20 protein-coding genes and 1 pseudogene are annotated in these 24,493 nt (G+C 71.0%); 7 read left to right on the top strand and 14 right to left on the bottom strand.

The window, feature by feature from the left end; translation table 11 throughout:
• Positions 1 to 5: 5 nt before the first annotated feature.
• Together ACWCRD_RS28570 and solA are read right to left on the bottom strand one after the other, a co-directional pair.
• Positions 6 to 143: a hypothetical protein gene (locus ACWCRD_RS28570; protein WP_450968638.1), complete on the bottom strand. Its 138-nt coding sequence runs from the start codon at positions 141 to 143 to the stop codon at positions 6 to 8.
• Positions 140 to 1,279 (bottom strand): N-methyl-L-tryptophan oxidase, encoded by a 1,140-nt coding sequence (gene solA / locus ACWCRD_RS28575; protein ID WP_450968639.1) that lies wholly within the window; start codon positions 1,277 to 1,279, stop codon positions 140 to 142. The genes ACWCRD_RS28570 and solA overlap by 4 nt, the downstream gene beginning before the upstream one ends.
• A gap of 283 nt (positions 1,280 to 1,562) precedes the next feature.
• Here solA and ACWCRD_RS28580 point away from each other — a divergent pair, with 283 nt between their 5' ends.
• Positions 1,563 to 2,309 (top strand): IclR family transcriptional regulator, encoded by a 747-nt coding sequence (locus tag ACWCRD_RS28580; protein ID WP_450968818.1) that lies wholly within the window; start codon positions 1,563 to 1,565, stop codon positions 2,307 to 2,309.
• 365 nt (positions 2,310 to 2,674) lie between these two features.
• Entirely contained in the window at positions 2,675 to 3,418 is a 744-nt protein-coding gene (locus ACWCRD_RS28585; protein ID WP_450968819.1) for an IclR family transcriptional regulator, read from the top strand.
• 36 nt (positions 3,419 to 3,454) lie between these two features.
• Here ACWCRD_RS28585 and ACWCRD_RS28590 read toward each other — a convergent pair whose 3' ends face one another.
• From ACWCRD_RS28590 to ACWCRD_RS28605, 4 genes are all read right to left on the bottom strand, one after another.
• Positions 3,455 to 3,808, bottom strand: coding sequence for a cupin domain-containing protein (locus ACWCRD_RS28590; protein ID WP_450968640.1), 354 nt, complete (start codon positions 3,806 to 3,808; stop codon positions 3,455 to 3,457).
• A gap of 123 nt (positions 3,809 to 3,931) precedes the next feature.
• A complete protein-coding gene (locus ACWCRD_RS28595; RefSeq protein ID WP_450968641.1) occupies positions 3,932 to 5,371 on the bottom strand; it encodes an NAD-dependent succinate-semialdehyde dehydrogenase in 1,440 nt (479 codons plus the stop codon).
• Positions 5,368 to 8,271 carry an FAD-binding and (Fe-S)-binding domain-containing protein gene (locus tag ACWCRD_RS28600; RefSeq protein ID WP_450968642.1) on the bottom strand — a complete coding sequence of 968 codons (2,904 nt, stop codon included), beginning with the start codon at positions 8,269 to 8,271 and terminating at the stop codon, positions 5,368 to 5,370. Before ACWCRD_RS28600 ends, ACWCRD_RS28595 begins: the two co-directional genes overlap by 4 nt.
• Entirely contained in the window at positions 8,268 to 9,536 is a 1,269-nt protein-coding gene (locus ACWCRD_RS28605) for an aspartate aminotransferase family protein (protein WP_450968643.1), read from the bottom strand. The genes ACWCRD_RS28600 and ACWCRD_RS28605 overlap by 4 nt, the downstream gene beginning before the upstream one ends.
• A 249-nt stretch (positions 9,537 to 9,785) precedes the next feature.
• Between ACWCRD_RS28605 and ACWCRD_RS28610 the strand changes: the two genes are divergently transcribed.
• Together ACWCRD_RS28610 and ACWCRD_RS28615 are read left to right on the top strand one after the other, a co-directional pair.
• Complete coding sequence (locus tag ACWCRD_RS28610; protein ID WP_450968644.1) at positions 9,786 to 11,411, top strand: PucR family transcriptional regulator; 1,626 nt, start codon at positions 9,786 to 9,788, stop codon at positions 11,409 to 11,411.
• 479 nt (positions 11,412 to 11,890) lie between these two features.
• Positions 11,891 to 13,276 carry an MFS transporter gene (locus ACWCRD_RS28615; protein ID WP_450968645.1) on the top strand — a complete coding sequence of 462 codons (1,386 nt, stop codon included), beginning with the start codon at positions 11,891 to 11,893 and terminating at the stop codon, positions 13,274 to 13,276.
• 40 nt (positions 13,277 to 13,316) lie between these two features.
• Here ACWCRD_RS28615 and ACWCRD_RS28620 read toward each other — a convergent pair whose 3' ends face one another.
• From ACWCRD_RS28620 to lnt, 4 genes are all read right to left on the bottom strand, one after another.
• Positions 13,317 to 15,266, bottom strand: coding sequence for a helix-turn-helix domain-containing protein (locus ACWCRD_RS28620; RefSeq protein ID WP_450968646.1), 1,950 nt, complete (start codon positions 15,264 to 15,266; stop codon positions 13,317 to 13,319).
• A gap of 76 nt (positions 15,267 to 15,342) precedes the next feature.
• The gene (locus ACWCRD_RS28625) at positions 15,343 to 16,143 is read right to left on the bottom strand and encodes a 3-hydroxybutyrate dehydrogenase (RefSeq protein ID WP_450968647.1); all 801 of its coding nucleotides are present in this window, start codon (positions 16,141 to 16,143) and stop codon (positions 15,343 to 15,345) included.
• 54 nt (positions 16,144 to 16,197) lie between these two features.
• On the bottom strand, positions 16,198 to 16,677 hold the full coding sequence (locus ACWCRD_RS28630; RefSeq protein WP_450968648.1) for an NUDIX hydrolase: 480 nt from the start codon (positions 16,675 to 16,677) through the stop codon (positions 16,198 to 16,200).
• Positions 16,678 to 16,745: 68 nt separating this feature from the next.
• A complete protein-coding gene (gene lnt, locus ACWCRD_RS28635; RefSeq protein ID WP_450968649.1) occupies positions 16,746 to 18,356 on the bottom strand; it encodes an apolipoprotein N-acyltransferase in 1,611 nt (536 codons plus the stop codon).
• A 245-nt stretch (positions 18,357 to 18,601) separates the two neighbouring features.
• Here lnt and ACWCRD_RS28640 point away from each other — a divergent pair, with 245 nt between their 5' ends.
• Positions 18,602 to 19,669, top strand: a complete 1,068-nt coding sequence (locus ACWCRD_RS28640; protein WP_450968650.1) for an O-antigen ligase family protein — start codon at positions 18,602 to 18,604, stop codon at positions 19,667 to 19,669.
• Between the two features lie 9 nt (positions 19,670 to 19,678).
• Here ACWCRD_RS28640 and ACWCRD_RS28645 read toward each other — a convergent pair whose 3' ends face one another.
• Both ACWCRD_RS28645 and ACWCRD_RS28650 read right to left on the bottom strand, forming a co-directional pair.
• A complete protein-coding gene (locus ACWCRD_RS28645; RefSeq protein WP_450968651.1) occupies positions 19,679 to 20,224 on the bottom strand; it encodes a hypothetical protein in 546 nt (181 codons plus the stop codon).
• A gap of 106 nt (positions 20,225 to 20,330) precedes the next feature.
• On the bottom strand, positions 20,331 to 21,116 hold the full coding sequence (locus tag ACWCRD_RS28650) for a glutamate racemase (protein WP_450968652.1): 786 nt from the start codon (positions 21,114 to 21,116) through the stop codon (positions 20,331 to 20,333).
• Between the two features lie 39 nt (positions 21,117 to 21,155).
• On the opposite strand from ACWCRD_RS28650, the gene ACWCRD_RS28655 reads away from it, so the two are divergent.
• Positions 21,156 to 22,355 carry a glycosyltransferase gene (locus ACWCRD_RS28655; protein WP_450968653.1) on the top strand — a complete coding sequence of 400 codons (1,200 nt, stop codon included), beginning with the start codon at positions 21,156 to 21,158 and terminating at the stop codon, positions 22,353 to 22,355.
• 44 nt (positions 22,356 to 22,399) lie between these two features.
• On the opposite strand, the gene ACWCRD_RS28660 is transcribed toward ACWCRD_RS28655, so the two are convergent.
• Complete coding sequence (locus ACWCRD_RS28660; RefSeq protein ID WP_450968654.1) at positions 22,400 to 22,789, bottom strand: hypothetical protein; 390 nt, start codon at positions 22,787 to 22,789, stop codon at positions 22,400 to 22,402.
• Between the two features lie 56 nt (positions 22,790 to 22,845).
• On the opposite strand from ACWCRD_RS28660, the pseudogene ACWCRD_RS28665 reads away from it, so the two are divergent.
• Positions 22,846 to 23,074 (top strand): annotated as a pseudogene (locus tag ACWCRD_RS28665) (IS982 family transposase); the annotation flags it as partial.
• Between the two features lie 7 nt (positions 23,075 to 23,081).
• On the opposite strand, the gene ACWCRD_RS28670 reads toward ACWCRD_RS28665, so the two are convergent.
• Positions 23,082 to 24,371, bottom strand: a complete 1,290-nt coding sequence (locus ACWCRD_RS28670) for a TerD family protein (RefSeq protein WP_450968820.1) — start codon at positions 24,369 to 24,371, stop codon at positions 23,082 to 23,084.
• Positions 24,372 to 24,493 lie beyond the last annotated feature (122 nt).

Here is a 24,493-nt window from a genome sequence, read left to right on the forward strand (position 1 = left end):
CGGGCTCAGGCCGGGGTGCGGCCGTTGGCGGTGATGAAGTCGATCGGCTGGGAGGCATGGGCCTGAAGGGCGAGCGAGGCCCACGGCAATACCGCCCACGGCGGGAAGAAGCCGACGGAGAGGGTGGCGTCCTGCATGGTCATGCCTCCGTACGGCCCACGGTGGAGAGGAAGTCGATGGGCTGGGGCGAGGCGCCGTCCAGCGCGAGGTCCGCGGCGATGTCGCCGAAGGCGGGCGAAAGCTTGAAGCCGTGACCGGAGAAGCCGGCGAGCAGGATGACGTTGTCGGCCCCGAGCAGCGGACCGACCAGCGGGCGGCTGCTCTCGGTGTAGCCCTCCATGTAGACGGAGAGGCGGGTGGGGTCCGGGTGCAGGTCGGGCAGGTAACGCCTGATCAGCTCGGAGAAGACCTCCAGTTCGTCCGGACGCACGGTGCGGTCCAGTTGGTTGGGGTCGTCGGCGAGCCGGTGCAGCGCGCGGGAGAGTCCGAGCTTGACCGAGATGCCGTCCGGGGAGGGCAGGCCGTAGCAGTGGGTGGGTGCCGTGCGGATGAACGCCGGGCGCTCCTCGCCGAACCAGGCGTCGGGGGCGGTGGGCACGTACCAGGCGCTGACGAGGCGGCGGACTTCCACCTCCCACGGCAGGTCGGGAAGCAGGTCGTTGACCCAGGGGCCGGGGGTGACGACGGCGGTGTCGAAGCGCTCGCTGCCGGCGTCGGTGCGGATCTCCACGCCGCCCGCGACGGGGACGATCTCGCGGACCGTGGTGTAGCGGTGGATGACGGCACCCAGCTGCTCGGCGCGGCGGGCAGCGGTCTGGATCGTCAGTTCGGGGCGGATGAAGCCGGCGCGGCGGTCGAGTACGGCAGCGTCGCCGTCCTCGATGCGGTACTGCGGGAATCGCTTGGCGAGCGTCTCGGCGTCCAGCACCTCGTGGTCGAGGTCGTGGTCGGCGATCGACTGAAGGACGGTGGCCATCTGCTGGTGGTCGGTCGGCCCCATGAGCAGGCATCCGGTCAGGCGCCGCAGCTCGCGGCCGGTCTCCTGCTGGAGCTCCTCCCAGAGGGAGTCGGCGTGCTTGAGCAGCGGAACGTACCGGGAGTCCTCGAAGTGGGCGCTGCGGAAGATGCGGGTCTCGCCGCCGGCGGCGCTGCGGTCGTGGCCGGGGGCGAAGCGGTCGTAGCCGACGACCTCGGCGCCGCGGGCCGCCAGCCGCCAGGCGGCCTGGCTGCCCATCGTTCCGACGCCGACCACCGCGACGCGCTTCCTGGCAGCTGACACAGAACTTTCCTTTCGTATCGCCGAGGCGCATGCTGGGCCTTCGACGTGAGGCTGTTCGATTCGAGATGGTTTGGGCGGGAGCCAGATCCTCCTTGTGGACCTGCGGCTCGCAACCGCCGTGTCTCGCAGTCCGGCCCACTTCCGGGGGATCTCTCCGAAGGCTGTGCCACTATGTGGAATGCTGTGCTAGAATCTGGCACAGAGAATGACAGTGGCTTCGGAGGGGAGTCAAGAGGGTGTCCAGCAGAAATTTCGAGGATTAACAGGGGGAAACCGGATGGAAATGAAGAGCGTCACCAGGTCGCTGCGCGTCCTGGAGGCGGTTGCCCAGCATCAGCCCGTGACCGTAGGGGAGTTGACGAAGCTCTTCGGGCTGCCGAAGTCCACCGTCCAGCGCACCCTGGTCACCCTGGCCGAGGCCGGCTGGCTGCGCGCCAACCGCAAGGACACCACCCGCTGGGAGATCGGCACCCGCGTCCTGGCCGTACGACCCGCCGCACTCCAGGGCTCCAGCCTGTTCGCCGCCGCACGCGAACCCATGATCCGGCTCCGGGACGCACTGAACGAGACCATCCACCTCTCCGTGCCGGACGCCCTGCACTGCATGGTCGTCGTCGACCGCGTCGACTGCGACCACGCCGTACGCACCTTCCACACCATCGGCGACACCTCACCCCTGCACGCCACCGCCGTGGGGCGCGCCATCCTCGCCCACCTTCCGAGGCGGGACGTCGACGACCTCATCGCCGCCGGGCTGGAGCGGTTCAGCGACGCGACCCCCACCGAGCCCGACGAGCTGCGCGCCGAGCTGGACCGGATCCGCACCGACGGCTACGCGATCAACCGCAACCAGTTCCGGCCGGGCGTCTGCGCCGTCGCCGCCGCCGTGCTCGACGAGGACGGCACCCCGCTGGCGGCGGTGGCCGTCTCCATGCCCGAGGCGCGCTACGACGACGCAAGCGCACCCAAGTGGGGCCACCTCGTCGCCGACACGGCCGCGGAGATTTCACGGCGCCGGCTGGGCACCTGAAGGGACAGACGACGACCCACACGCCGTCGACCGAGGACCGGCCTCGCACGCGTCAGCGCGCGGGGACCGGCCCTCAGCCTTGTGTCCGGGCAGCAACCGCCCTGCGCCCGGTCGGGGAAGGCCGGGCGCAGGGCAGCCGCACCACGCGGCACGGCAGATCTGGTCACGACCTTGCCGCTGTCCATCGCCGCGGGGAATCGGGACTCCCGACGTACTCACATCCGGTCAACTGATCGGCCAAACCCAGTGCGTGCCACATAATGGCACGCTATGCTGATATCCGGCACGACTCATGGCCGTGACTCCGTACTGGAGCCGAGACATGAGAACCAGGCGTCCACAGGTCTGAGGGGCATCGAATGGAGATGAAGAGCGTCACCAGGTCGCTGCGGGTTCTGGAGGCGGTCGCCCGCCATCAGCCCGTTACCGTCGGGGAGTTGACGAAGATCTTCGGACTGCCGAAGTCCACCCTGCAGCGCACCCTGGTCACCCTCAACGAGGCGGGTTGGCTGCGCGCGAACCGCAAGGACACCACCCGCTGGGAGATCGGCGTCCGCGTCCTGGCCGTACGCCCCGCCGCCCTCCAGGGCTCCAGCCTGTTCGCCGCGGCCCGCGAACCCATGGTTCGCCTTCGGGACGCGGTGAACGAAACCATCCACCTGTCCGTGCCGGACGCCCTGCAGTGCATGGTCGTCGTCGACCGCGTCGACTGCGACCACGCCGTACGCACCTTCCACACCATCGGCGACACCTCACCCCTGCACGCCACCGCCGCCGGGAACGCCGTCCTGGCCCATCTGGGCAAGTCCGAGGTCGCAGAGGTCACCGCGGGGACGCTGGAGGGCTACGGCGAGGAGACCATCACCGACCCGGGGCAACTGCGCTCCGAGCTCTGCCTTGTGAGAGAGCGTGGCTACGCCGTCAACCACAACCAGTACCTGCAGGGCATCTGCGCGATCGCGGCACCCGTGCTCGACGAGCACGGCACCCCGCTGGCCGCCGTGGCCGTATCCCTGCCCGAATCCCGCTTCGAGCCCGGCCGGCTGCCCGAGCTGGGCCGGCTGGTCGCCGAGACGGCGGCGGAGATCACCGCCCGACACCTGGCCTGACGACGGTCCCGGCGACTCGGGCCTCGGGCGTCGGCATCACTTCACGATCACGTAGATCTTGCGCACGGTTTCGATGGTCTTCCACACGCCGACGAAGCCCGGCTTCATGACGAAGCTGTCGCCCGCCTTGTAGACCACCGGCTCGCCGCCTTCCGGGGTGAGTTCGACGACGCCGGCGAGGATGTGGCAGAACTCGAACGTCGCACCCTTGACCGAGCGTGTCGCGCCCGGGGTCGCCTCCCAGACTCCCGTATGGATCATCTCCCCGCGGGCGATGTCCTGGGGCCAGGTCAAAAACGCGGGGTCGCCGGAGACCAGACGCTCCGGGAGCGGGCCGGACGCCTGCGGCGCGAAGGAGGGATGGGTGTCGATGGTCTTCAGGAACGACATGTTCTTCCTTTCCTTGGGCTCGAGAGACTGACGGCCGTCCCCCCGTGCCCGGCGGCGTGGAAACCGGGCACGGGAGAGGGCCGTCGCGGTGCGTGCTGCGGCACGGTCAGGGCATGACCGCCGTCAGCTCACGGGCACCGCGAGGTACTGGTACTCCAGGAACTCGTCGATCCCCACCCGGCCACCCTCACGGCCCAGCCCGGACTGCTTGACGCCGCCGAAGGGGGCAGCCGGGTTGGACACGAGGCCCGTGTTCAGCCCGACCATGCCCACCTCCAGCCGCTCACTCACCCGCAGAGCACGGTCAAGGCCCTCGGTGAAGACGTAGCCGACCAGGCCCCAGGGGGTGTCGTTGGCCCGGCGGACCACCTCGTCCTCGTCGTCGAAGGTGAGGATCGCGGCGACCGGGCCGAAGATCTCCGTGCCCATCAGGCGGCTGCCGGGATCGACGTCGGCCAGCACGGTCGGCGGGTAGAAGCAGCCGGGGCCCTCCGGCGTACGGCCACCCACCAGCAGCCGCGCCCCGCGCTCGACCGCGTCGGCGACGAGCTCCTCCACCTTGGCGCGTCCCGTCCTGTCGATGAGCGGGCCGACGTCGACGCCGTCCCGGGTGCCGGGGCCGACGACCAGCGCGCCCATCCGCTCGGCAAGACGACGCCCGAACTCCTCGGCCACCGAACGGTGTACGAAGAAGCGGTTCGCGGCCGTGCACGCCTCGCCCATGTTGCGCATCTTGGCGACCATCGCCCCGTCCACGGCCTTGTCCAGGTCGGCGTCCTCGAAGACGACGAACGGCGCGTTCCCGCCCAGCTCCATCGAGGTCCGTACGACCGCCTGCGCACTCTGGGCGAGGAGCAGCTGCCCGACGGCCGTGGAGCCGGTGAAGGACAGCTTGCGAATCCGCCCGCCACGAAGCATCGGTTCGCACACCTCCCCCGCACGGGAGGTGGTGACGACGTTCAGCACGCCGTCCGGCAGCCCGGCCTCCTTGAGGATCGCGGCGAGGGCCAGGCTGGACAGAGGGGTCTGCGGGGCCGGCTTGAGCACCATCGTGCAGCCGGCCGCGACGGCCGGACCGATCTTGCGGGTGCCCATGGCCAGCGGGAAGTTCCACGGGGTGATCAGCAGGCACGGGCCGACGGGACGGCGGGAGAGCAGCATGCGGTTGCGGCCGTCCGGCAGAGTTCCGCAGCCGCCGTCGATACGGACCGCCTCCTCGGAGAACCAGCGGAAGAACTCCGCCGCGTACGCCACCTCTCCCCTGGCCTCGGCCAACGGCTTGCCCATCTCGGACGTCATCAGGTGGGCGAGCTCGTCGGTGCGCTCGACGATGATCTCGTAGGCACGGCGCAGGATCTCACTGCGCACGCGGGGTGCCGTACGGGCCCACTCCTCCTGCGCCTGCACGGCAGCTTCCTCGGCCAGCTTGGCATCCTTCGGGCCGGCGTCGGCCACGTGGCAGAGGACCTCGCCGGTGGCAGGGTCGTCGACGGGCATGGTGGCACCGTCCGCGGCGTCCACCCAGGCTCCGCCGATGAACAACTGCGTGGGCGTGTCGGTCATGAGTTCTCTCCTGGTTGTCCGGGTCGATCGGCGGCGGGGTCGAGCAGTTCCGCGAGGTGCAGGGCGCGGATGCCTCGGTGACCGGCGAGGTGGTCGATCTGGGTGGCGCAGCTGAAGCCGTCGGCCACGACGACCGTCGGCGTGTGCTGAGTGAGGTCGTCGAGGCGTGGCTTCAGGGCCAGGTCGGCGACGGCCATCGAGGTGTCGTAGTGCTGCGCCTCGAAGCCGAAGTTCCCGGCGAGTCCGCAGCAACCCTCGGCCTCGTCTACGTTCCGTACGCCGAGGCGGCCGAGCAGGTCGCGGGGGTGGCGGCTCTTGAAGGTGGCGTACTCGTGGCAGTGGGTCTGCAGCACGACGTTGTCCGGCAGCTCCGGTGGCGCCCAGCCGGGTGCGGCGAGGTCGGTCAGGGCCCCGGTGAGGGTGTGGACCCGGACCGCGACGCGCCGGGCGGCGTCGGTGCCGAGGAGTTCGGGCACGTCGCGCTTGAGTGCCGCGGCGCAGCTGGGTTCGGCCACGACGATGGGCCGTTCGTCGCCGTTGTCCAGGCGGGCTACGGTGCGGGCCATGATGCGGCGCGCGGTGGACAGCTGTCCGGTGCTGACCCAGGTCAGGCCGCAGCAGAGGTCGTCCTGTGCCGTGCAGGGAATGCCGGCGTCGGCGAGTACGCGGCTTGCGGCCCCGGCCACTTCAGGGCGGAAGGCGCGGGTGAAGCTGTCCACGAAGAGAAGCGTCTTCGCCGGTTCGCCGGTGCTCGCCGTGCGCAGCGCACGGCGCAGCGCGTGCCGGGAGGCGAAGGCCGGGATCCGGCGCTTCGTGGTGACGCCGCCGAGGCGCGCGAGCAGCTTGCCGGCGGGGCCGCGCAGCAGCGCGTTCACCGGGCGGGCCGCATATCCGACGAGCCTCGATGTGAGAGGCAGCCAGCCCAGGGAGTAGTGGGAACGGGGTCTGACTCTGCCTTTGTAGTGCTGGTGCAGGAACTCCGCCTTGTACGTGGCCATGTCGACGCCGACGGGACAGTCTCTGGAGCAGGCCTTGCAGGACAGGCACAGGTCGAGGGCGTCCCGTACGTCCGTGGAGCGCCAGCCGTCCTGGACGGTTCCGCCCCGCACCATCTCCTGGAGGAGGCGGGCCCTGCCCCGGGTCGAGTCGTTCTCCTCCCCCGTGGCCCGGTAGCTGGGACACATCACGCCACCCGCGTCGCTGCGGCAGCGGCCGACGCCGACACAGCGGCGTACCGCACCCGCGAAGCCCTCGTCGTCGTGCGGGAAGGAGAAGAGGGTCTCGACAGGCACCACGTCCGAGGGCGTGTGCAGCGCGAGGTCGGCGTCGAGGCGGGCCGGTGCCACGACGACGCCCGGGTTGAGCAGCCCCTCGGGGTCGAAGATCTCCTTGAAGGCGGCGAACGCCCGGATCAGCCGGTGGCTGTACATGACCTCCAGCAACTCGCCGCGGGCCCGCCCGTCGCCGTGTTCGCCCGAGAGGGTTCCACCGTGTTCGACGACGAGGGCGGCGGCTTCGGCGAGGAAGCGGCGGGTGGCAGTCCGGCCCGTGTCCGTGGCGAGGTCGAAGTCGATGCGCACGTGCACGCAACCCGCGCCGAAGTGCCCGTACAGCACGCCGGTCAAGCCGTGCGCGGCCAGCAGCTTGCGGAAGTCGCGCAGGTAGGCGGCCAGATTCTCCGGCGCGACGGCCGAATCCTCCCAGCCGGGCCAGGACTCCCCGCCGTCGACGAGCCGGGCGGCGAGCCCGGCCCCGTCCTCGCGGACCCGCCACAGCGAGCGCCGCTCGGCCGGGCTGTGCACGACGCGACCACCGGTCATCCGGTCATGCGCTTTGAGCACGTCCAGCAGTTCGCCCGCACGGGCGTCGACCGCGCCCTGGTCTTCGCCGTCGAGCTCCACGTACAGCCAGGCCCGCCCGTCGGGCAGCCCGGTGACGGAGTCCGGACCACGCCGGGCCCGCATGGTGGCGACGATCGCCTCGTCCATACCCTCCACAGCGGTGGGATTCCAGCACAGGATCTCCGGGACGTCCTCGGCGGCATCGACGACGTCGTCGTACCCGAGGGTGAGCAGCGTGGAGGCCTGTGCGGTCGCCACCAGGCGGACCGTCGCCGCGGTGACGACCGCACAGGAGCCCTCGGTGCCCACCAGCGCGCGAGCCATGTCGAAGCCGTGCTCGGGCAGCAAGTGGTGCAGCTGGTAGCCGGAGACCTGACGCGGGATGCGGCCCAGTTCGGTGCGGATCGGCGCCAGGTTGGCCTCGATCAGACGGCGTACGTCCGCTTCTAGGCGGGCGACTCGCTGGACGGCTTCCGTGTCGTTCGGGTCGACGGCGCGCAGGCCGGTGCGGTCGGCGACGGCGCGCACGCTGTCGGCCGTCACGATCTCCAGCGCCTCGATGTGCATGCTGGTGCGTCCGTGCCGCACCGACCGGTTGCCGCAGGCGTCGTTGCCGATCATGCCACCGACGGTGCAGCGGCTGTGCGATGACGGGTCCGGGCCGAAGGTGAGCCCGTGCAGGGCGGTCGCGGACCGCAGCGCGTCAAGGATCACTCCGGCCTCGACGCGCGCGGTCCGCGCCACCGGGTCGATGTCCAGGATCCGGTTCATGTAGCGGGAGAAGTCCAGGACGACGCCAGGGCCGACCGCGTTGCCGGCCATGCTCGTGCCGCCGCCCCGCGCGGTGACGGGGACGTGCGCGTCGCGGCAGGCCCGCAGCACCGCGACGACATCGTCGGCGCTGCGGGGAAAGACCACGGCCCTCGGCGGGACCCGGTAGTTGGACGCGTCGTAGGCGTAGAGGCCGATGGAACCCGGGCCGGTCTCCACCCGCAGGCCGGGCGCGCTCTCGGCGAGCCGCGCGACCAGCGGCTCCAGGGCCGTGGCGGTGTCCGTCATCGCCGTGCCGCTCCCGAGGTGCCGGCCTCGACCGCGGTGGCCCACGCCTGCAGGCCCTCGTCCACGGCGGCCTCGTCGATCACCAGTGCCGGGATCATGCGCACGACCTGGTTCCAGGCGCCGCACAGCAGCAGGAGCAGCCCCTGGTCCACCGCCGCGCGCTGCACGCGGGCGGCGGTCTCGGGGTCGGGACTGCCGTCCTCGGTGACGAACTCGGTGGCCAGCATGAGTCCGAGGCCGCGCACGTCGCCGATGCCCGGCGTCCGGTCGGCGACCGCTTCCAAGCCCTGGCGCAGCCGCTTGCCCATGGCCTCGGCGTTCTCGACCAGCTTCTCGTCGCGTACGACGTCCAGGGTGGCGCAGGCCGCGGCGCAGGCGACGGCGTTGGCGCCGTACGTGCCACCCTGCGAGCCGGGCCACGCCCTGCTCATCAGCTCCTCGGAGGCGGCGATGCCCGACAGTGGGAAGCCGCTGGCCAGGCCCTTGGCGGTGACGACGATGTCCGGGGTGACCCCGAAGTGGTCGTGGCCCCAGAAGCGGCCGGTGCGGCCGACACCGGTCTGCACCTCGTCGTGGATGAGGAGGAAGCCGTGGCGGTCCGCGCGCTCGCGCAGGCCCTCCATGAAGGCGCGAGTCGCGGGGACGTAGCCTCCCTCGCCGAGCACCGGTTCGACGATGATTGCGGCGGTGTCGGCGGGCGAGGAGATCGTCTGGAGGGTGTAGTCCAGTTCCTGCAGGGCGAAGCGGGTGGCGGTGTCCTCGTCCCAGCCATAGCGGTAGGCCGTGGGGAACGGGGTGACGACCACACCGCTCATCAGTGGAGAGAACCCGGAGCGGAAGCGAGTGCCGGAGGTGGTCATGGAGGCGGCGGCCACCGTACGGCCGTGGAAGCCGCCGTGGCAGACGATGACGTTGGGGCGGCCGGTGGCCTGGCGGGCCAGCCGAAGCGCAGCTTCCACCGCCTCGCTGCCGGAGTTGGTGAAGAACAGGCTGTCCAGACCGGCCGGCAGCACCTCGCCTAGCTTGTCGACCAGGCGCCGCAGCGGCTCGTGCAGGACCGTCGTGTACTGGCCGTGGATCAGCGTGCCCACCTGCTCCTGGGCGGCCGCCACGACCTTGGGGTGGCAGTGCCCGGTGCTGGTGACGCCGATGCCGGCAGTGAAGTCCAGATAGCGGCGGCCGTCCTGGTCGTACAGGTGAACGCCCTCGCCCCGGGCTGCCACCACGGGCGTGGCCTGGCGAAGGTGCGGCGACAGTGCGGTCATGTTCGTCTCCCGGCCTCGGTGTTCGCTCTGCTGCAGTCCCCCCGAGCATCTCGGCGGCGCAGGGCCACGCCAACACTCGATCTGTCCGGCCGGGACGCGACATCCGGACGTTGTGTCAGCCTCGTCGGTGGCACACTGGGTACCGCTCACCCATGGTCCGGTCTTGCGCAGGTCAGAGACGCTTGTCACAGTGTCCGGGCATTCCCCCGGGCTCCGGGCCGAGTTCGCGCAGGACCCCTTGGAGGGACCGTGAGTGACAACCACCCGGCCGGCCAAAGGCCCACCCGTCCGCTCACAGTGGCCGACGTCCTCGCGCTTCCCGTCCTGGCTGCCGGACGGCCCCAGGTCGTCACCGGCGTGCCGCACCTGGACCGGCCGGTCCGGTGGGTACACATCACAGAACTCACCGACCCCGCGTCCTTCCTCAAGGGCGGCGAACTCGTCCTCACCACCGGCATGCCCCTGCCACAGGACGCGGCCGGCGTGCGCCGGTACGTCGACGAACTCGCCGACATCGGGGCGGCGGCCCTGGTCATCGAACTCGTACGCCGCTTCCACCGCCCGCCGGACACGCTCATCGACGCCTGCCGCCGCCGCGGCCTGCCCCTCGTCACCCTCGCCAAGGATGTCAACTTCCTCGAGGTCACCCAGGTCGTGCACGCCCTCCTGCTCGGCAACCAGGCCGAGGCGATGCGCCGCACTCAGCGCATCCACGAGGCGTTCACCACCCTGACCCTCCGCGGTGCCGGGCCGGAGGACGTGGTGCGGGCGGCGGCGGAGATGAGCGGCCGCACGGTCGTACTGGAGAACCTGGTGCACCAGGCCCTGATCTGCGAACCGTCCGGGCTGACTGTCGAGGAGGCACTCACCGACTGGGAAGAGCGCTCCAGGGCGACCGGGCCCGGCGACAACACAGCGATACGCGGCCCGGAGAGCTGGCTCACGGCGTCCATCGAGTACCAGGGCGAGCGCTGGGGTCGCGTGGCCATGCTCCCACCGCGCACCGAAGGACCGGCGTTCGGACCGGAGGACATCACTCTGCTGGAGAGGACCGCGATGGCACTGACCGTCGCTCGCCTCATCCACCCCACTCCATGGGAACGCACGGCGCACCGGAACGCCCTGCTCGACCTCGTGGAACAGCGCCACCGCTCCGCGGAGGACGCCCGCGCCCGCTGCTCCGCACTGGGCCTGCCGACGGATCGAAGCCACTTCATCGCTGTCTTGGTGGACCTGCGCGCCGGGAAGGGGAAAGCCGAGACCGAGTCCCGTCTGCTGCAGGAGCTCAGGACGGCAGGCGTGCGGGCCCTCGTCGGCCAACTGGCCCCCGACCGCTTCGGCATTCTGCTGGCCCTGCGCACGTCCCAGACCTGGCGTCCCGTCGTCAACCGCCTGTCCGGCACGGTACTGGATCTGATCCCGGGAGCAGTGGTGAGTGTCGGCTCCGAGGTCGCGGACCTCACCGACAGCGCCCGGTCCTTCCGCGAGGCCGCCCGCGTCGCCGAGGCCACCCCACCCCACCAGCCCCTCCCCCCGGACCGCTCCTTCCACGAGCTGTCCGACATCGGCCTGCGCCGCCTGCTGTACGCCCTCCGTGAGGATGCCCGGATCCAGGACTACACCGAACGGCAGCTCCGGCGCCTCATCGACCACGACACTCAACACGGCACCGATCTACTGAGGACCCTGCGCCACTACCTAGACGCAGCTGGCAACAAGACGACTGCCGCCCGCCAAAGCGGCCTCTCCCGCGAGACCATGTACCAACGCCTGCGCACCATCGAGCGTCTCCTCGACCGTGACCTCGAATCGGGCGACCAGCGCACCGAGCTCCACGTGGCACTCACCGCACTCGATGTGCTGCGAGCCGACTGACGTGGTATGCGACATGCCACACGTAATGTCACCCGGGCACGGCTCACTGGGACAGAACACCGGTGCTCAGGTTCAGCCAGAGCAGACCGACAAAGCGACACCTCGTACATGTACTTCCGAGTGCATCAGAATCCGAGATGCCTGCGGCAAAGCAGCACTGGACCGCATCCCACTCTGGGGAGCAGCACCAAGAGGCTCATCGCTACGGGCACTCACGCCGTGTGGAACTGCTACAAGACGACAGGCCGAGAGCCGCGTATAGGTTCAGAGCGCGACCCGGTCGCCAACTACGCTTCCCGGACAGCACCTATTTCGCCCCTCACCAAGCTTGATAGCCGCCGCTCCGCGAACGGGCATGGTGGTCCGACGCATAGCCGTGCCCCGAACTATGTTGCCCCACCACATGTGCGCCTGACCTGCAGGTTTCTACGGTGTGCGAACACGTACCCGTCCCCACCGCACACGAGGAAGTGGCGCACATGGCCTCCGCAACCACCGCTCCCCCACCACCCGCGAACCTCCGTCGCATCGTCGCCGCCAGCCTCATCGGCACGACCATCGAGTGGTACGACTTCTTCCTCTACGGTTCCGCCGCCGCGCTCGTCTTCAACAAGCTGTTCTTCCCGGACTCCGACCCCCTGGTCGGCACGCTGCTGTCCTTCCTGACGTACGCCGTCGGGTTCGCCGCCCGCCCACTGGGTGCACTCGTCTTCGGCCACTACGGCGACCGGATCGGGCGCAAGAAACTGCTGGTACTGAGTCTGCTGCTGATGGGCGGGGCGACGTTCGCGATCGGGTTGCTGCCGACGCACGCGACGGTCGGAGCCGCTGCGCCCGTGCTGCTGACAACTCTGCGTCTGATTCAGGGCTTTGCACTGGGCGGCGAGTGGGGCGGGGCCGTGTTGCTGGTGTCCGAGCACGGGGATGCCCGGCGGCGCGGTTTCTGGGCCTCGTGGCCGCAGACCGGAGCGCCCGCCGGGCAGTTGCTGGCCACCGGTGTGCTGTCCCTGCTGACGGCCGTGCTTTCGGACGACGCCTTCGGGACCTGGGGCTGGCGGATTCCGTTCCTGCTTTCCGGGGTGCTGGTAATCGTCGGTTTGTGGATTCGTCTGTCAGTCGATGAATCGCCTGTCTTCCAGCAGGCGTTGGCGCAGGCCGAGGCCCGCAAGGCCGACCGGAGTGCGGAGGCGGAGAAGCTGCCGCTGGTGTCCGTGTTGCGCCACCACTGGCGGGACGTGCTGGTCGCGATGGGTGCGCGCATGGCCGAGAACATCAGCTACTACGTCATCACCGCGTTCATCCTCGTCTACGCCACCACTTCGGCCGGCGTCTCGAAGCAGACCGCGCTCAACGCCGTACTGATCGCATCGGCGGTGCACTTCGCGGTCATCCCGGCCTGGGGCGCGCTGTCGGACCGGGTCGGACGGCGTCCGGTGTATCTGCTGGGCGCTGTCGGGGTCGGAGTGTGGATGTTCCCGTTCTTCTCGCTCATCGACACCGGCGGTTTCGGCAATCTGATCCTCGCGGTCACCGTGGGCCTGGTGCTGCACGGTGCGATGTACGCCCCCCAAGCCGCCTTCTTCTCCGAGATGTTCGCGACCCGGATGCGCTACTCGGGCGCCTCGATCGGCTCCCAGTTCGCCTCGGTCGCGGCGGGCGCCCCGGCGCCCCTGATCGCCACTGCACTGCTGGAGGACTACGGCAACTCCACCCCGATCGCCCTGTACGTGATCGCCGCGGCCGTTCTGACGGTCCTCGCGGTGGGGCTCGCCAAGGAGACCCGTCAGCGGGACCTGGCCGACGTCGAAGCGTCCGCGGGCGCGGAGACCGCGCCGACAGCGGCGGCGGACGCACGCACCGTGTGACCTGCCGTCAGCCCGCCCCCGTACGCCTCGCGTACGGGGGTCAGTGCTGTGCGCGTGCCGACAACCGGTGCAGCCGCAGGGCGAGTTGGATCTCCAGGGCGCGGGCGGGGTCCTGCCAGTCGTCGCCCAGGAGGCGGCCGACACGCTCCAGACGCTGCGCCACCGTGTTGACGTGGACGTGCAGTTCGTCCTTGGTGCGGGCCGGACTCATGCCGCACGTGAAGTAGGCGTCGAGGGTGTGCACGAGGTCGGTGCCGCGCCGTTCGTCGTAGGCGACGACCTGGCCGATGGTGCGCTCCACGAAGCCGGCGATGTCCCGGTCCCCGGCGAGCAGCAGGCCGAGGAAGCCGAAGTCCTCGGCCGCGGCCCCGTCGCCGGGGCGGCCGAGCAGGCGCAGGGCGTCCAGGCAGCGTCGGCCCTCGGCGTAGGCGGCGGCCGCGGTGTCGGGGTGGGCGGCGAGGTCCCGGACGGCGGCGGAGGCGCCGACCGTGACCGCCTCGTGGACCGCCGTGCCCAGCTGGCGGGCGGTGCGGCGGGCCAGGTCGGTGGCAGTGTCACCGGGGGCCAGCGGCAACAGCAGGACGGTGCCGCCGTCGCGGGCGGCGGCCAGACCGTGCCGGGTCGCGGCGAGATGCGAGGCGGCGGACCACAGGCGGCGGCGGGCGGCAGCCTCCTGGTCGGCGTCGGGTGCGGCGCCGTCGAGACGCGCGGCGAGCACCACGTGGGTGGCGTCGAGGTCGGCGTGCACCCGGGACGCGCGCTCACGCAGCAGGCGTGGGTCGCGGTCGCGGGCATCGAGGAGGTCGTCCAACAGCTCGCCGCGCACGCGCTGTTCGGCCTCGGCGGCCGAGCGTCTGGCGAGCAGCAGCAGCGAGGTGACCATCGCGGCCCGTTCCAGGGTGAGTTGGTCGACGGGGTCGAGGCCGGGGTGGCCGCGCAGGACGAGCGCACCGAGCAGTTCGCCGCCGGCGGCCACGGCGGCGATCCAGTCGTCCTCGTGCCGGACGGCGTGCCCTTCGGCCCGGGACGCCTCCAGGGGTGTTTCCGGCGCATCGCCCGCCTCGGTGAACTCGACCGTGCCGTCGAGGACTTGGGAGACGGCTGCGGCCACGTCGTGGACCCCGCCGCCGCGCAGTACCAGCTCCGCGAGCCGGTCGTGGATGTCGGAGGCACGCTCGATGACGGCGCTGCGGTCCCGGATGATCTCGTTGGCGCGCTCCAGGCCGGCCAGGGCCGAGCGGGTCTCGGTGAGGAGGTTGGCGGTGTCGATGGCGGCCGCGGCCAGTGCGGCGAACGAGCCGAGCAGCGCGATCTGTTCCCGTTCGAAGACCCGGGCGCGCCGGTCGGCCGCGAACAGGACACCGATGACGTGGTGGCCCAGCATCAGGGGCACGCCGAGGATGGCGACCAGGCCCTCATCGCGCACACCGGAATCGATCGCGATCGTGTGCTGGAAACGGTCGTCCTTGAAGTAGTCGTCCGTGACGTACGGTCGGGCCGTCTGGGCCACGAGCCCGCCGAGCCCCTCCCCCATGCCCAGGCGCAGCTGCTGGAAGCGGGCGGCGACCGAGCCCTCGGTCACCCGCATGTAGGTGTCGCCGCGCTCCGGGTCGTTCAGGCTGAGGTAGGCGACGTCGGTGCCGAGCAGGGAGCGGGCGCGCTGCACGATCGCTTGCAGTACGGCGTCCAGGTCCCGTAGGCCCGCGAGGTCGTGGGCGGTCTCGAAGAGCGCGGACAGCTCGGCCTCCCGGCGGCGACGCCCCTCCAGTTCAGCGCGCACGCGCAGCGCGAGCAGCTTGGCGTGCTCGAGCGCGGCGATCTCCTCGGCGGGCCGTCCCTCGGCGCGGGCCAGCAGCACCGGCTGCTCGTAGGCGTCGGCGGAAGCGCCTCTGGCCAGCAGCTGAAGGAACGGCGTCTCGGCGCCGGCGAGGGCGCCGGCTGCGGCTTCGGCGTCGGTGCGTTCGGCGGACTGCGCGTGATCGCGGGACATGCCCACAGGATCACTCATTGCGAGGCCGCCTGGTCAGCCCTGTGGATAACTTGCCGATGCACTGGTGCCTGCCCGGTCAGTGCGCGGTCCAGCCGCCGTCGAGGACGAGCGAGGTGCCGGTGATGAAGGAGGCCTGTGGGCTGCACAGGTAGGCCACGGCCTCAGCGACCTCCTCCGGTTCGATGAGCCGTTTGACGGCGCTGTCCTGCAGCAGCACCTCTGCCAGGACGCGCTCCGCAGGGATGCCGTGGGCCTGCGCCTGGTCGGCGAGCTGCTTCTCGACCAGGGGGGTGCGCACATAGGCGGGGTTCACACAGTTCGAGGTGACGCCGTGGGGTGCTCCTTCGAGGGCGGCTGTCTTTGACAGGCCCTCGAGACCGTGTTTGGCGGCCACATAGGCCGACTTGTAGGCCGAGGCGCGCAGTCCGTGGACGGAGGACACGTTGACGATGCGGCCCCACCCCTGGCCGTACATGTGGGGCAGCGCTCCGCGGATGAGCCGGAACGGTGCCTCCAGCATCACGGTGAGCACCGTGTGGAAGACCTCGGGTGGAAACTCCTCCAGGGGGCGCACCAGCTGCAGCCCGGCGTTGTTGACCAGCACGTCGGTGCCCGCGGCGGCCAGTTCGGCGGCGTCGAGGTCGGTGAGGTCCAGGACGTGTGCTTCGACCGTGCCCGCGAGGCCCCGGGCCTGCTCGGCCAGCGTGTCCAGGCCCTCGGCGTCCCGGTCGACCGCTCTCACCTTCGCCCCGGCGGCCGCGAGACGCAGCGCACAGGCGCGTCCGATGCCGCCGGCGGCGCCGGTGACGAGGGCGGTGCGGCCGCCGAGGTCGAGGGAGGGGGCGTGCGGGGCCGGGAGGGCGCTGGGCGGGGTCATGTCTCGACCCTAAGCAGCAGCCACGCCTCCCCACATGTGCTCAGCGCCCATACTTCACTCGGAACTCATGGGCTCGAACCATGTGGGTTCGTCGGACAGGGCCTGCTTGATACGGAAGTAGTGGTAGTCGGTCATGGCGGGGAGCTCGTCCAGCGCGAACCAGCCGACCGCCAGGGACTCGTCGTCGTTGACCCGGGCCTCGCCGTCAATGACGCGGCAGCGAAAGCACAGGTCCATGAACTGGCAGATGTCGCCGTTGGGGTAGGTGACCTGCTGTCCGGTCCGGACCGTGATCAGCCGCTCGACGGCGACCCGGACGCCGGTCTCCTCCTCCACCTCCCGCGCGAGTGCCGCGGCGGGCTGCTCACCAGGCTCCGGGATGCCGGAGATGAGCGCCCACCGGTGGTTGTCCGCACGCTGCCCGAGCAGCACTCTGCCCTCGTCGTCGAAGACGACGGCGCTCACGCCGGGAAGCCAGAGCAGCTGGTGGCCTGCGGAGGCCCGGATCTCGCGGATGAAGTCAGGAGTAGGCATGACACCGACCCTAAGGGGCCGGTGCCCCGGTCCCGGCGCACTTCAGGGAGCGTGCGCCGGGCGTACGGCTACACGTTCCGGGCGCGCCGCCCGCGCAGACCGGCGCCGATCGCCCAGCCGAGGCCGCCCGCGGCGACCAGCACGAGGGCGATCTCCGGCAGGATTCCGACCCGGGTGGCGGGCGTCTCCGAGGAGCGCAGCGGCACCTTCTGCACCAGGTGGGCGTGGACGAACATGCCGGTCTTCTGGGTGATCTTCCCGTCCGGCATGATGACCGCGCTGACGCCGCTGGTGACCGGCACGGTCACGGTCCGGCTGTGTTCGACGGCGCGCACGCGCGACATCGCGAGCTGCTGGTAGGTCATCTCGCTGCGGTCGAAGGTCGCGTTGTTGCTCGGCACGGAGATCAGCTGCGCCCCGTCGGTGACCTCGGAGCGTACGGCCCAGTCGAAGGCGGCCTCGTAGCAGGTGACCAGGCCGACCTTGGCGTGGTCCATGCTGAACACACCCGGCTTGGTACCCCGGCTGAAGTCCTGGCGGACCATCGAGGTCCAGTTGCTGTTGATCGCGCCGATGAGGGAGCGCAACGGCAGGTACTCGCCGAACGGCTGGATCTGCCGCTTGTCGTACCTGTCGGTGGGGCCCTTCTTGGGGTCCCACAGGATCTGCTCGTTCCACAGTTTGCCGTCCCGCCCGACCACGCCGCCGACCGAGATGGGCACGCCGATCGCCTTGGCCGCGCCGTCGATGACGGCGTACGCGTCGGCGTTGGCGAAGGGGTCGACGTCGGAGGAGTTCTCCGGCCACAGCACGAAGTCGGGCTTGGGCGTCTTGCCGGCCTTGACCTCGGCGGCCAGGCGCATCGTCTCGCGCGCGTGGTTGTCGAGCACGGCGCGCCGCTGGGCGTTGAACTCCAGCCCGGAGCGCGGCACATTCCCCTGGATGAGGGCGACGGTCGCATAGCCGTCCTCGGCCTTGTCGCTGACCAGCGAGCGGGCGGCGACCGCGCCGACCACCGGGACGGCCACGCTCAGCAGGGCGACGGCCGCGGCCGACCGCTGGACGGCCCGGGTGCGCCGCGTATCCAGGGCCAGGCGTACGACCTCATAGAGGCCGAAGCCGCACAGGACGACCGCGAAACCGAGGACCGGGGTGCCTCCGAGCGCCGCCAGCGGCAGGAAGACGCCGTCGGCCTGACCGAATGCGATCTTGCCCCAGGGGAAGCCGTTGAACGGCACGCGCGCGCGTGCCGCCTCGCCGGCTATCCAGAGCGCTGCCGCCCATACCGGCCAGGCGGGCAGCTTGGACACCGCTGCGATACCCGCGCCGACCAGCGCGACGAAGATCGCCTCGATCGCCACCAGCGCCAGCCAGGGCACGGGGCCGACCTCCACGCCGGTCCACACCAGCAGCGGCAGCAGGAAGCCGAGGCCGAAGAGGTAGCCGAGGCCCAGGCCCGCCTTCCAGGTGCGGCCGCGCAGCACCCAGCCGAAGACGGCGAAGGCCGGAACGGCCAGCCACCACAAGGTGCGGGGCGGGAAACTGACGTAGAGCAGCACTCCGGAGAGCGCCGCGGCGAGGGCCGGAACGAAGCGTACGAGGCGCGCCGCGCGCGATGCGGGGGCGCCCTGCGGCTGCAACTGGTCCGACTCGTCCACGGAGGTTGCGGTGACGGTCACTCCGGGAGTGTACGGCGCGTGACTTTGACACGGACAGCACGGTCCAGGGGGCGGCACGGGGCGCCGGTCCGAGCGGGAGCCGTATCGTTCCTGCGCAACTCGGTCCAACTCATCCACAAAACGTCCATCAGCAGTTACGGTGTGCCCAGCCACAGTCGCGCGGCCGGTCACGGCCTCGGCGGCCTGGGTCGTTCGAGGTCGGGGGGCTTCGGTCCGGTTCGGGGGGCGGGGTGGGTTCCACAGGGATGACGTCTGAAGCCGGTCCAGGGGAGGCCGGCGAGAGACGAAACGTTTCCGACGCGGTGGGTGTGGCGGTGCTCGGGGCGTGCGCCACCTGGTCGCTGCTCACGGCGACCGTGCATGACGGCCGCCCGGAGGGTGTGCTGCTCGCGGTGCTGGCCGTGGCGGCCGGGTATGCCGCCGGGCGGATCTGCGGAGCCTTGTTGCCGGTGGCCGCGCCGTGTGCCGGGGCGCTGGCCGGGCTGGGGCTGGCGGTCGCCGTGCCGCACCTTGCCCCCGGGCCGCAGATCGTGGCGCCGCTCGGACACGCGGGTGCCACTGCCGCTCTGCTGACCTTGTGCGTGGGTGCTGCGTGCTGCGCGGCCTGGGCCGCCGGCTCGCCCGCCGGGCGGTTCGCCATGGGTGCGCTGGCGGCCGGCATCACCGTGACCGCGGCCTTCCTGGGCTCGATCAGCGGTTTCGTCGTCTGCAGCGCCGTGTTGCTGTGCTCGCTGGCGGCCGGCCGTATGCACAGCCGCGGTGCGGGCATCGCCGGACTCGCCCTGACCGCGGCCCTGGTCACCGGCCTGACCTGGGCCGTCGCCGGAAATTCGCTGCCCGCGGGACTGACCACGTCTCTGGACGGCCCGCTCACCCAGCACCGGGTCCAGTTGTGGCAGGACGCCCTGCACATGGTGCACCGCAACGCGGCGCTGGGCGTGGGCCCGGAGCGTTTCGGTGAACTGAGCACGACGGCGAGCGGGACCCTGCTCTCGGGCGGCAAGCCGCACTCGGCGCTGCTGCAGCAGGCGTCGGAGCAGGGCGTCGTCGGGGTGGTCCTGCTGGGGGCGTCGTTCTGCTGGGTGCTGCATGGGCTGTGGCGCTCTCCGCGGCCCACGCCGGTGGTGCTCACTGCGGGAGCGGCCCTGACGGGACTCGCGGCGATCGCCGCGGTCGGCAACGCGCTCAGCTTCACCGCCGTGTCGGTCGGCGCGGGTCTTCTCGCGGGGCTGGCCACGGCCCGGCCGCTCGCCGACGAGCCACCTCAGCAGGCGGTTGGCGTACGCCCGCGCCGCGACCGGCTCACACCGTGACGGAACTGCTCAGTGCAGTGCGCCGGTCGTGCCCGGACGCAGCCGGTCCTTGATGACCCGTACTGCGGTCTCGGCGTTGTCCACGGTGACCGTGAACGTGTGGCCGTCCCACAGGCGCAGCACGACACCCTCGCCGCGCCGCACGACCACCGCAGTGCCCTTCTCGGGCCGCCAGCGGTAGCCCCAGCCGCCCCAGTGGCGCGGGGTGACATGCTCCGCGAACTCGGCGCCGGCGACATGGGAGAGCGGAATGCGGCGGCGCGGCACCCCGATGTGGCCGCAGCGCACCTCGAGGCACTCCGTGTCGAGCTTCAGATCGACGTGCAGGAACGCGAGCGTGCCGAAGAGGACGAGCAGCCCGGCGGCGATGCAGCCGACGACGGCCATGACGAGCGGGGCGGTGCCCGACGTCCAGGCGGAGTCGACGGCCAGCTCGACGCCGAGCGCCATGACGGCCGCACCGGCCAGCGCCGGCAGCCACTGGACCCGCTTGGTGGCGTGCCCGGTCCAGACGTCGGGGTGCTTGGCCTTCTCGCCGTGGGGGTGGTCCCTCATGGCTACGAGGTTACTCAGGTTTCGCTGCGCGGGCACCGAGTCGCGGACTGTGACCATGGCGACAGGACTGATCGCGGGCCGCGGCCGTCCGTTTCGCGGCTTTCGGTCACCGCGCGGGACTGACCGCCTTGAGGAAACGTCCCTCTTCATACGTCAGCGCGGTCTCCGGCAGTTCGGCCTCGCGGCCGCTGAGCAGCACCGTGAGGGTGCCGACGGCGGGGGCCTCGGGGGCGGGCTGCTCGCCGATCCGGCGCAGGCCCTGGGCGACGACCGCGCCGGCGGTGCCGTGCAGGATGAGCGGTGGCCGGCCGGGCTGCTGCACGGCGGCGCGAATGCGCTCGGCGACCAGTTCGTAGTTGGTGCAGCCGAGGACGAGGGTCGTGATGTCGTCCGGGGTGCGTGCGGCGGCCCCGGCGACGGCGGCCTCGATGGCTGCCTCGTCAGCGTGGTGCACTGCGTCCGCAAGTCCGGGACAGGGCACTTCGGTGACGTCCACACCCGCAGCGAACTCGGTGATGAGACCTCGCTGGTAGGGGCTGCCCGTGGTGGCGGGGGTCGCCCAGATGGCGACGGGGCCGCCGCCCGCGGCGGCGGGCTTGATCGCGGGCACGGTGCCGATGATCGGCAGCTCCGGCTCGAAACGGGCGCGCAGCGCCGGAAGGGAATGCACGGACGCGGTGTTGCAGGCGACGATCAGAACGTCGGGCTTGTGCGCCGCAGCAGCCCCGGCGACGTCCAGGGCGCGCTCCGTGATGTCCTGCGGTGTGCGCGGCCCCCAGGGCATCCCGTCGGGGTCCCACGACAGGACGAGATCCGCGTCGGGCCGCAGACGGCGCGCAACGGCGGCGGCGGGAAGCAGACCGATTCCGGAGTCCATGAGCGCGATCTTCACCCGGCCACGATAGACGATGGGCCCTTACGGTCAGGTCGGGTGGGGCAGACTGCGCGGGTGAGCGCCATCGTGTGGATCGCCGCCGTATCACTCGCCGCCTGGCTGTGGCTGCTGCTCTGTCAGGGGTTCTTCTGGCGCACGGACGTCAGGCTGCCGCCCCGCCGTGAACTCGACGAGTGGCCGTCCGTGTGCGTCGTCGTCCCCGCGCGTGACGAGGCCACCGTGCTGCCCGCGAGCCTGCCGTCGCTGCTCGCCCAGGAGTATCCGGGGCGGGCGGAGATCTTCCTGGTCGACGACGGCAGCTCGGACGGCACCGGGGAGCTGGCCCGGGAACTGGCGGACATGCACGGCGGGCTGCCGCTGACCGTCGCCTCGCCCGGCGAACCGCCCGCGGGCTGGACGGGCAAGCTGTGGGCCGTGCGGCACGGCATCGACCTGGCACGCGCGCGTGGGCCCGAATATCTGCTGCTGACGGACGCGGACATCGCGCACGCGCCGGACAGCCTGCGTGAGCTGGTCGCCGCCGCGCGCAGCGGCGGCTTCGACGTCGTGTCGCAGATGGCCCGGCTGCGGGTGGAGAGCCTGTGGGAGCGCGTCGTGGTGCCGGCCTTCGTCTATTTCTTCGCGCAGCTGTACCCGTTCCGCCGGATCGGCAGGAAGGGGACGCGGACGGCGGCCGCCGCGGGCGGCTGCGTGCTGCTGCGCACCGAGGCGGCCGAGCGGGCGCGGATCCCGGACGCGATCCGGCACGCCGTCATCGACGACGTGGCGCTCGCGCGTGCGGTCAAGGGCAGCGGTGGACGCATCTGGCTCGGGCTGGCCGGGCGGGTGGACAGCGTGCGGCCCTATGCGCGGCTGCACGACCTGTGGCGGATGGTCTCACGCAGCGCGTACGCGCAGTTGCGGCACAACCCGCTGTTGCTGCTCGGGACGGTCGCCGGACTGGTTCTGGTCTATCTGGTGCCCCCCGCGGCTCTCGCCGCAGGTCTGGCCGCCGGGAATGGGACAGCCGAACTGGTCGGCGGCGCCGCCTGGCTGGTGATGACGGGGACGTACCTTCCGATGCTCCGTTATTACTGCCAGCCGCTGTGGCTGGCTCCGCTGCTGCCGTTCACCGCGTTCCTCTATCTCCTCATGACGGTCGACTCCGCGGTGCAGCACTACAAGGGACGCGGCGCGGCCTGGAAGGGCCGCACGTACGCCCGCCCGGACGCCGTCGCGGACGAGCGCTCTCTCTAGATGATCAATTCCAAACGGTGCCTGCGGAGGGTACGGGGGTGGGGTCAGGCGTCGGGATCGACTTCGGGGTGCGTGAACCGCACGGGCTTGCCCAGCGACCGGGCGTAGGCGATTTCGGCTCGGGTGCTGTCTCCTATGTAGTCGCCGACTACGAGCACCTCATCAGCGAGCCGGATCTTCGCGCGGTGCAGATCGTCGAGTCGAACCTTCAGCGCCGCGGACTCGACAGGATCGGGCCAAAGTTCATGCGGCGACTTCATGTCGCAACCGGGCTTGACGACGACCCTGCCGGCTTCGGTCTCCCGCAGATCGGCCTCGGTCATCTCGGTCATGAACCGGGTGGAGCCGCAGATCACGACGATACGCGGGAGGTTCAGCAGCTTCTTCGCGTCGGCGAGCTTCTCCTCGGGGGTGAGCGGTTGCGGGTATGACACTGATTCCTCCAGGCGGTGTGGTCCAAGGGGTGCCCGCGGAGACTAGTTCGAAGGAGCTGCTGCGACCGGCCCGTAAAGGTGAAGGGGAACGACCTGGCGCAGTCCTGTTCAAGGCGCTGCGGCAGGTCATCGATCGATCAACGCGACCCTCAGGGACAGCTTGACCTCGAACGGCACACACCCGTAGGGGCCACAGCCCGCGTCAGACAACGCGTCCTCGCGCTGACCGCCGCGATCTGGCACAAGCACGCCACCGGACAAACCGTCCTGCGCTCACTGATCGCCAGGGCGCTCACTTCCTGCCGGGAGTCCAGTTCATGCCCCAGCCGTAGGCGTAGTCGACGGTCCGCTGGGGGCTCACCCCGCGTTCGGGCACCAGGTAGCGGGCCTCGCGCTGGACGACCAGGTCGCTGCCCGTGTTGGTGATCAGGGCGAGGGCGCACACCGTCGAGGGGACCGTGCACTCGTCGAGCGAGAAGTCGATCGCGGCGCCGTGCTGGGGCTGGAGGGTGACCGTGGCGTGCAGGTCGGCGAAGGAACGAGCGCCCTCGTAGATGGTCACGAAGACCAGAATCCGCCTGAAGGACTCTTTGTGGTCCAGGTTGATCGTGAGGTTCTCGCCGCTCGCGAGGGCACCGGTGCGGTCGTCGCCGTCGAGATGGATGTACGGCGGCCGCTGCAGGGAGCCGAAGGCGTTGCCCAGGGCCTGGACGACGCCCTTGCTGCCGTCGGTGAGTTCGTACAGAGCGCACAGGTCGAGGTCGAGGTCCGCATGCATGGCCACCGCGTGGCCGCGCTTGCTGCCCCATCCCGAGAACTGCTTGCGCACCTGCCAGTTGAGGTTCACGCGCATGGCGCCCGAGGTGCCGCCCTGTTTGGCCAGCGAGACCGCCGGGGCCGCCTTGGTGAGCGTCACCTTGCTCAAACGGACCGGCTGCGTCGGGGGTGCGACCGGCCGCGGCATGGAGACCGGCGGCGCGGTGGGCGGCGGCATGGTCGCCGGCGGCGCGACGGGCGGCGCGGTCATCGGCGCCGCGACCTGGGGCGCTGGGGCGGTGTGCTGCGGTTCGTCCACCGTGATCCCGAAGTCCGTCGCCAGGCCCTCCAGTCCACTGCTGTATCCCTGGCCCACTGCGCGGAACTTCCAGGCGCCCTGGCGGCGGTAGAACTCCCCGAGTACGAAAGCGGTTTCCACGCTCGCACCCGTACTGTCGAAGCGGGCCACCACACCACCCTGGGCGGCATCGCGGACCTCGATGTACAGGTCGGGGACCTGCCCGAACGTGCCGCCGTCCGCGGAGGCGGCGAGGACGATCGTCTCGACGGCGGGCTCCACGCGCGCGAGGTCGACGAGGAGGGTGTCGACGATGCGGCCGCCGCCGTCCCGCTTGCCCTCGTGCCGGACCGCCCCGGAGGCGTGCGCGGGCTGGTTGTAGAAGACGAAGTCGCCGTCGGAGCGGACCTTGCCGCCCACCAGCAGAAGGGCCGAGGCGTCCGCGTCCGGCACACCAGGGCCGGAACCCCAGCCCAATTCCACCCGCAGCGCCGTCGTCGGCACCGGGGTATTCGATCCTTTCGGCATTGACATGTCCGCCCCCATCACGTGTCACTGCGCCAGTCCGTGGCCCCGGCGGCTCTTCCGGTTCTCTACCCGCACAACCTATTCCCCCGGGGGCGGCGAACTGCCACGAGGAGCACAGGAAG

The organism is Streptomyces sp. NPDC002092, assembly GCF_053593775.1.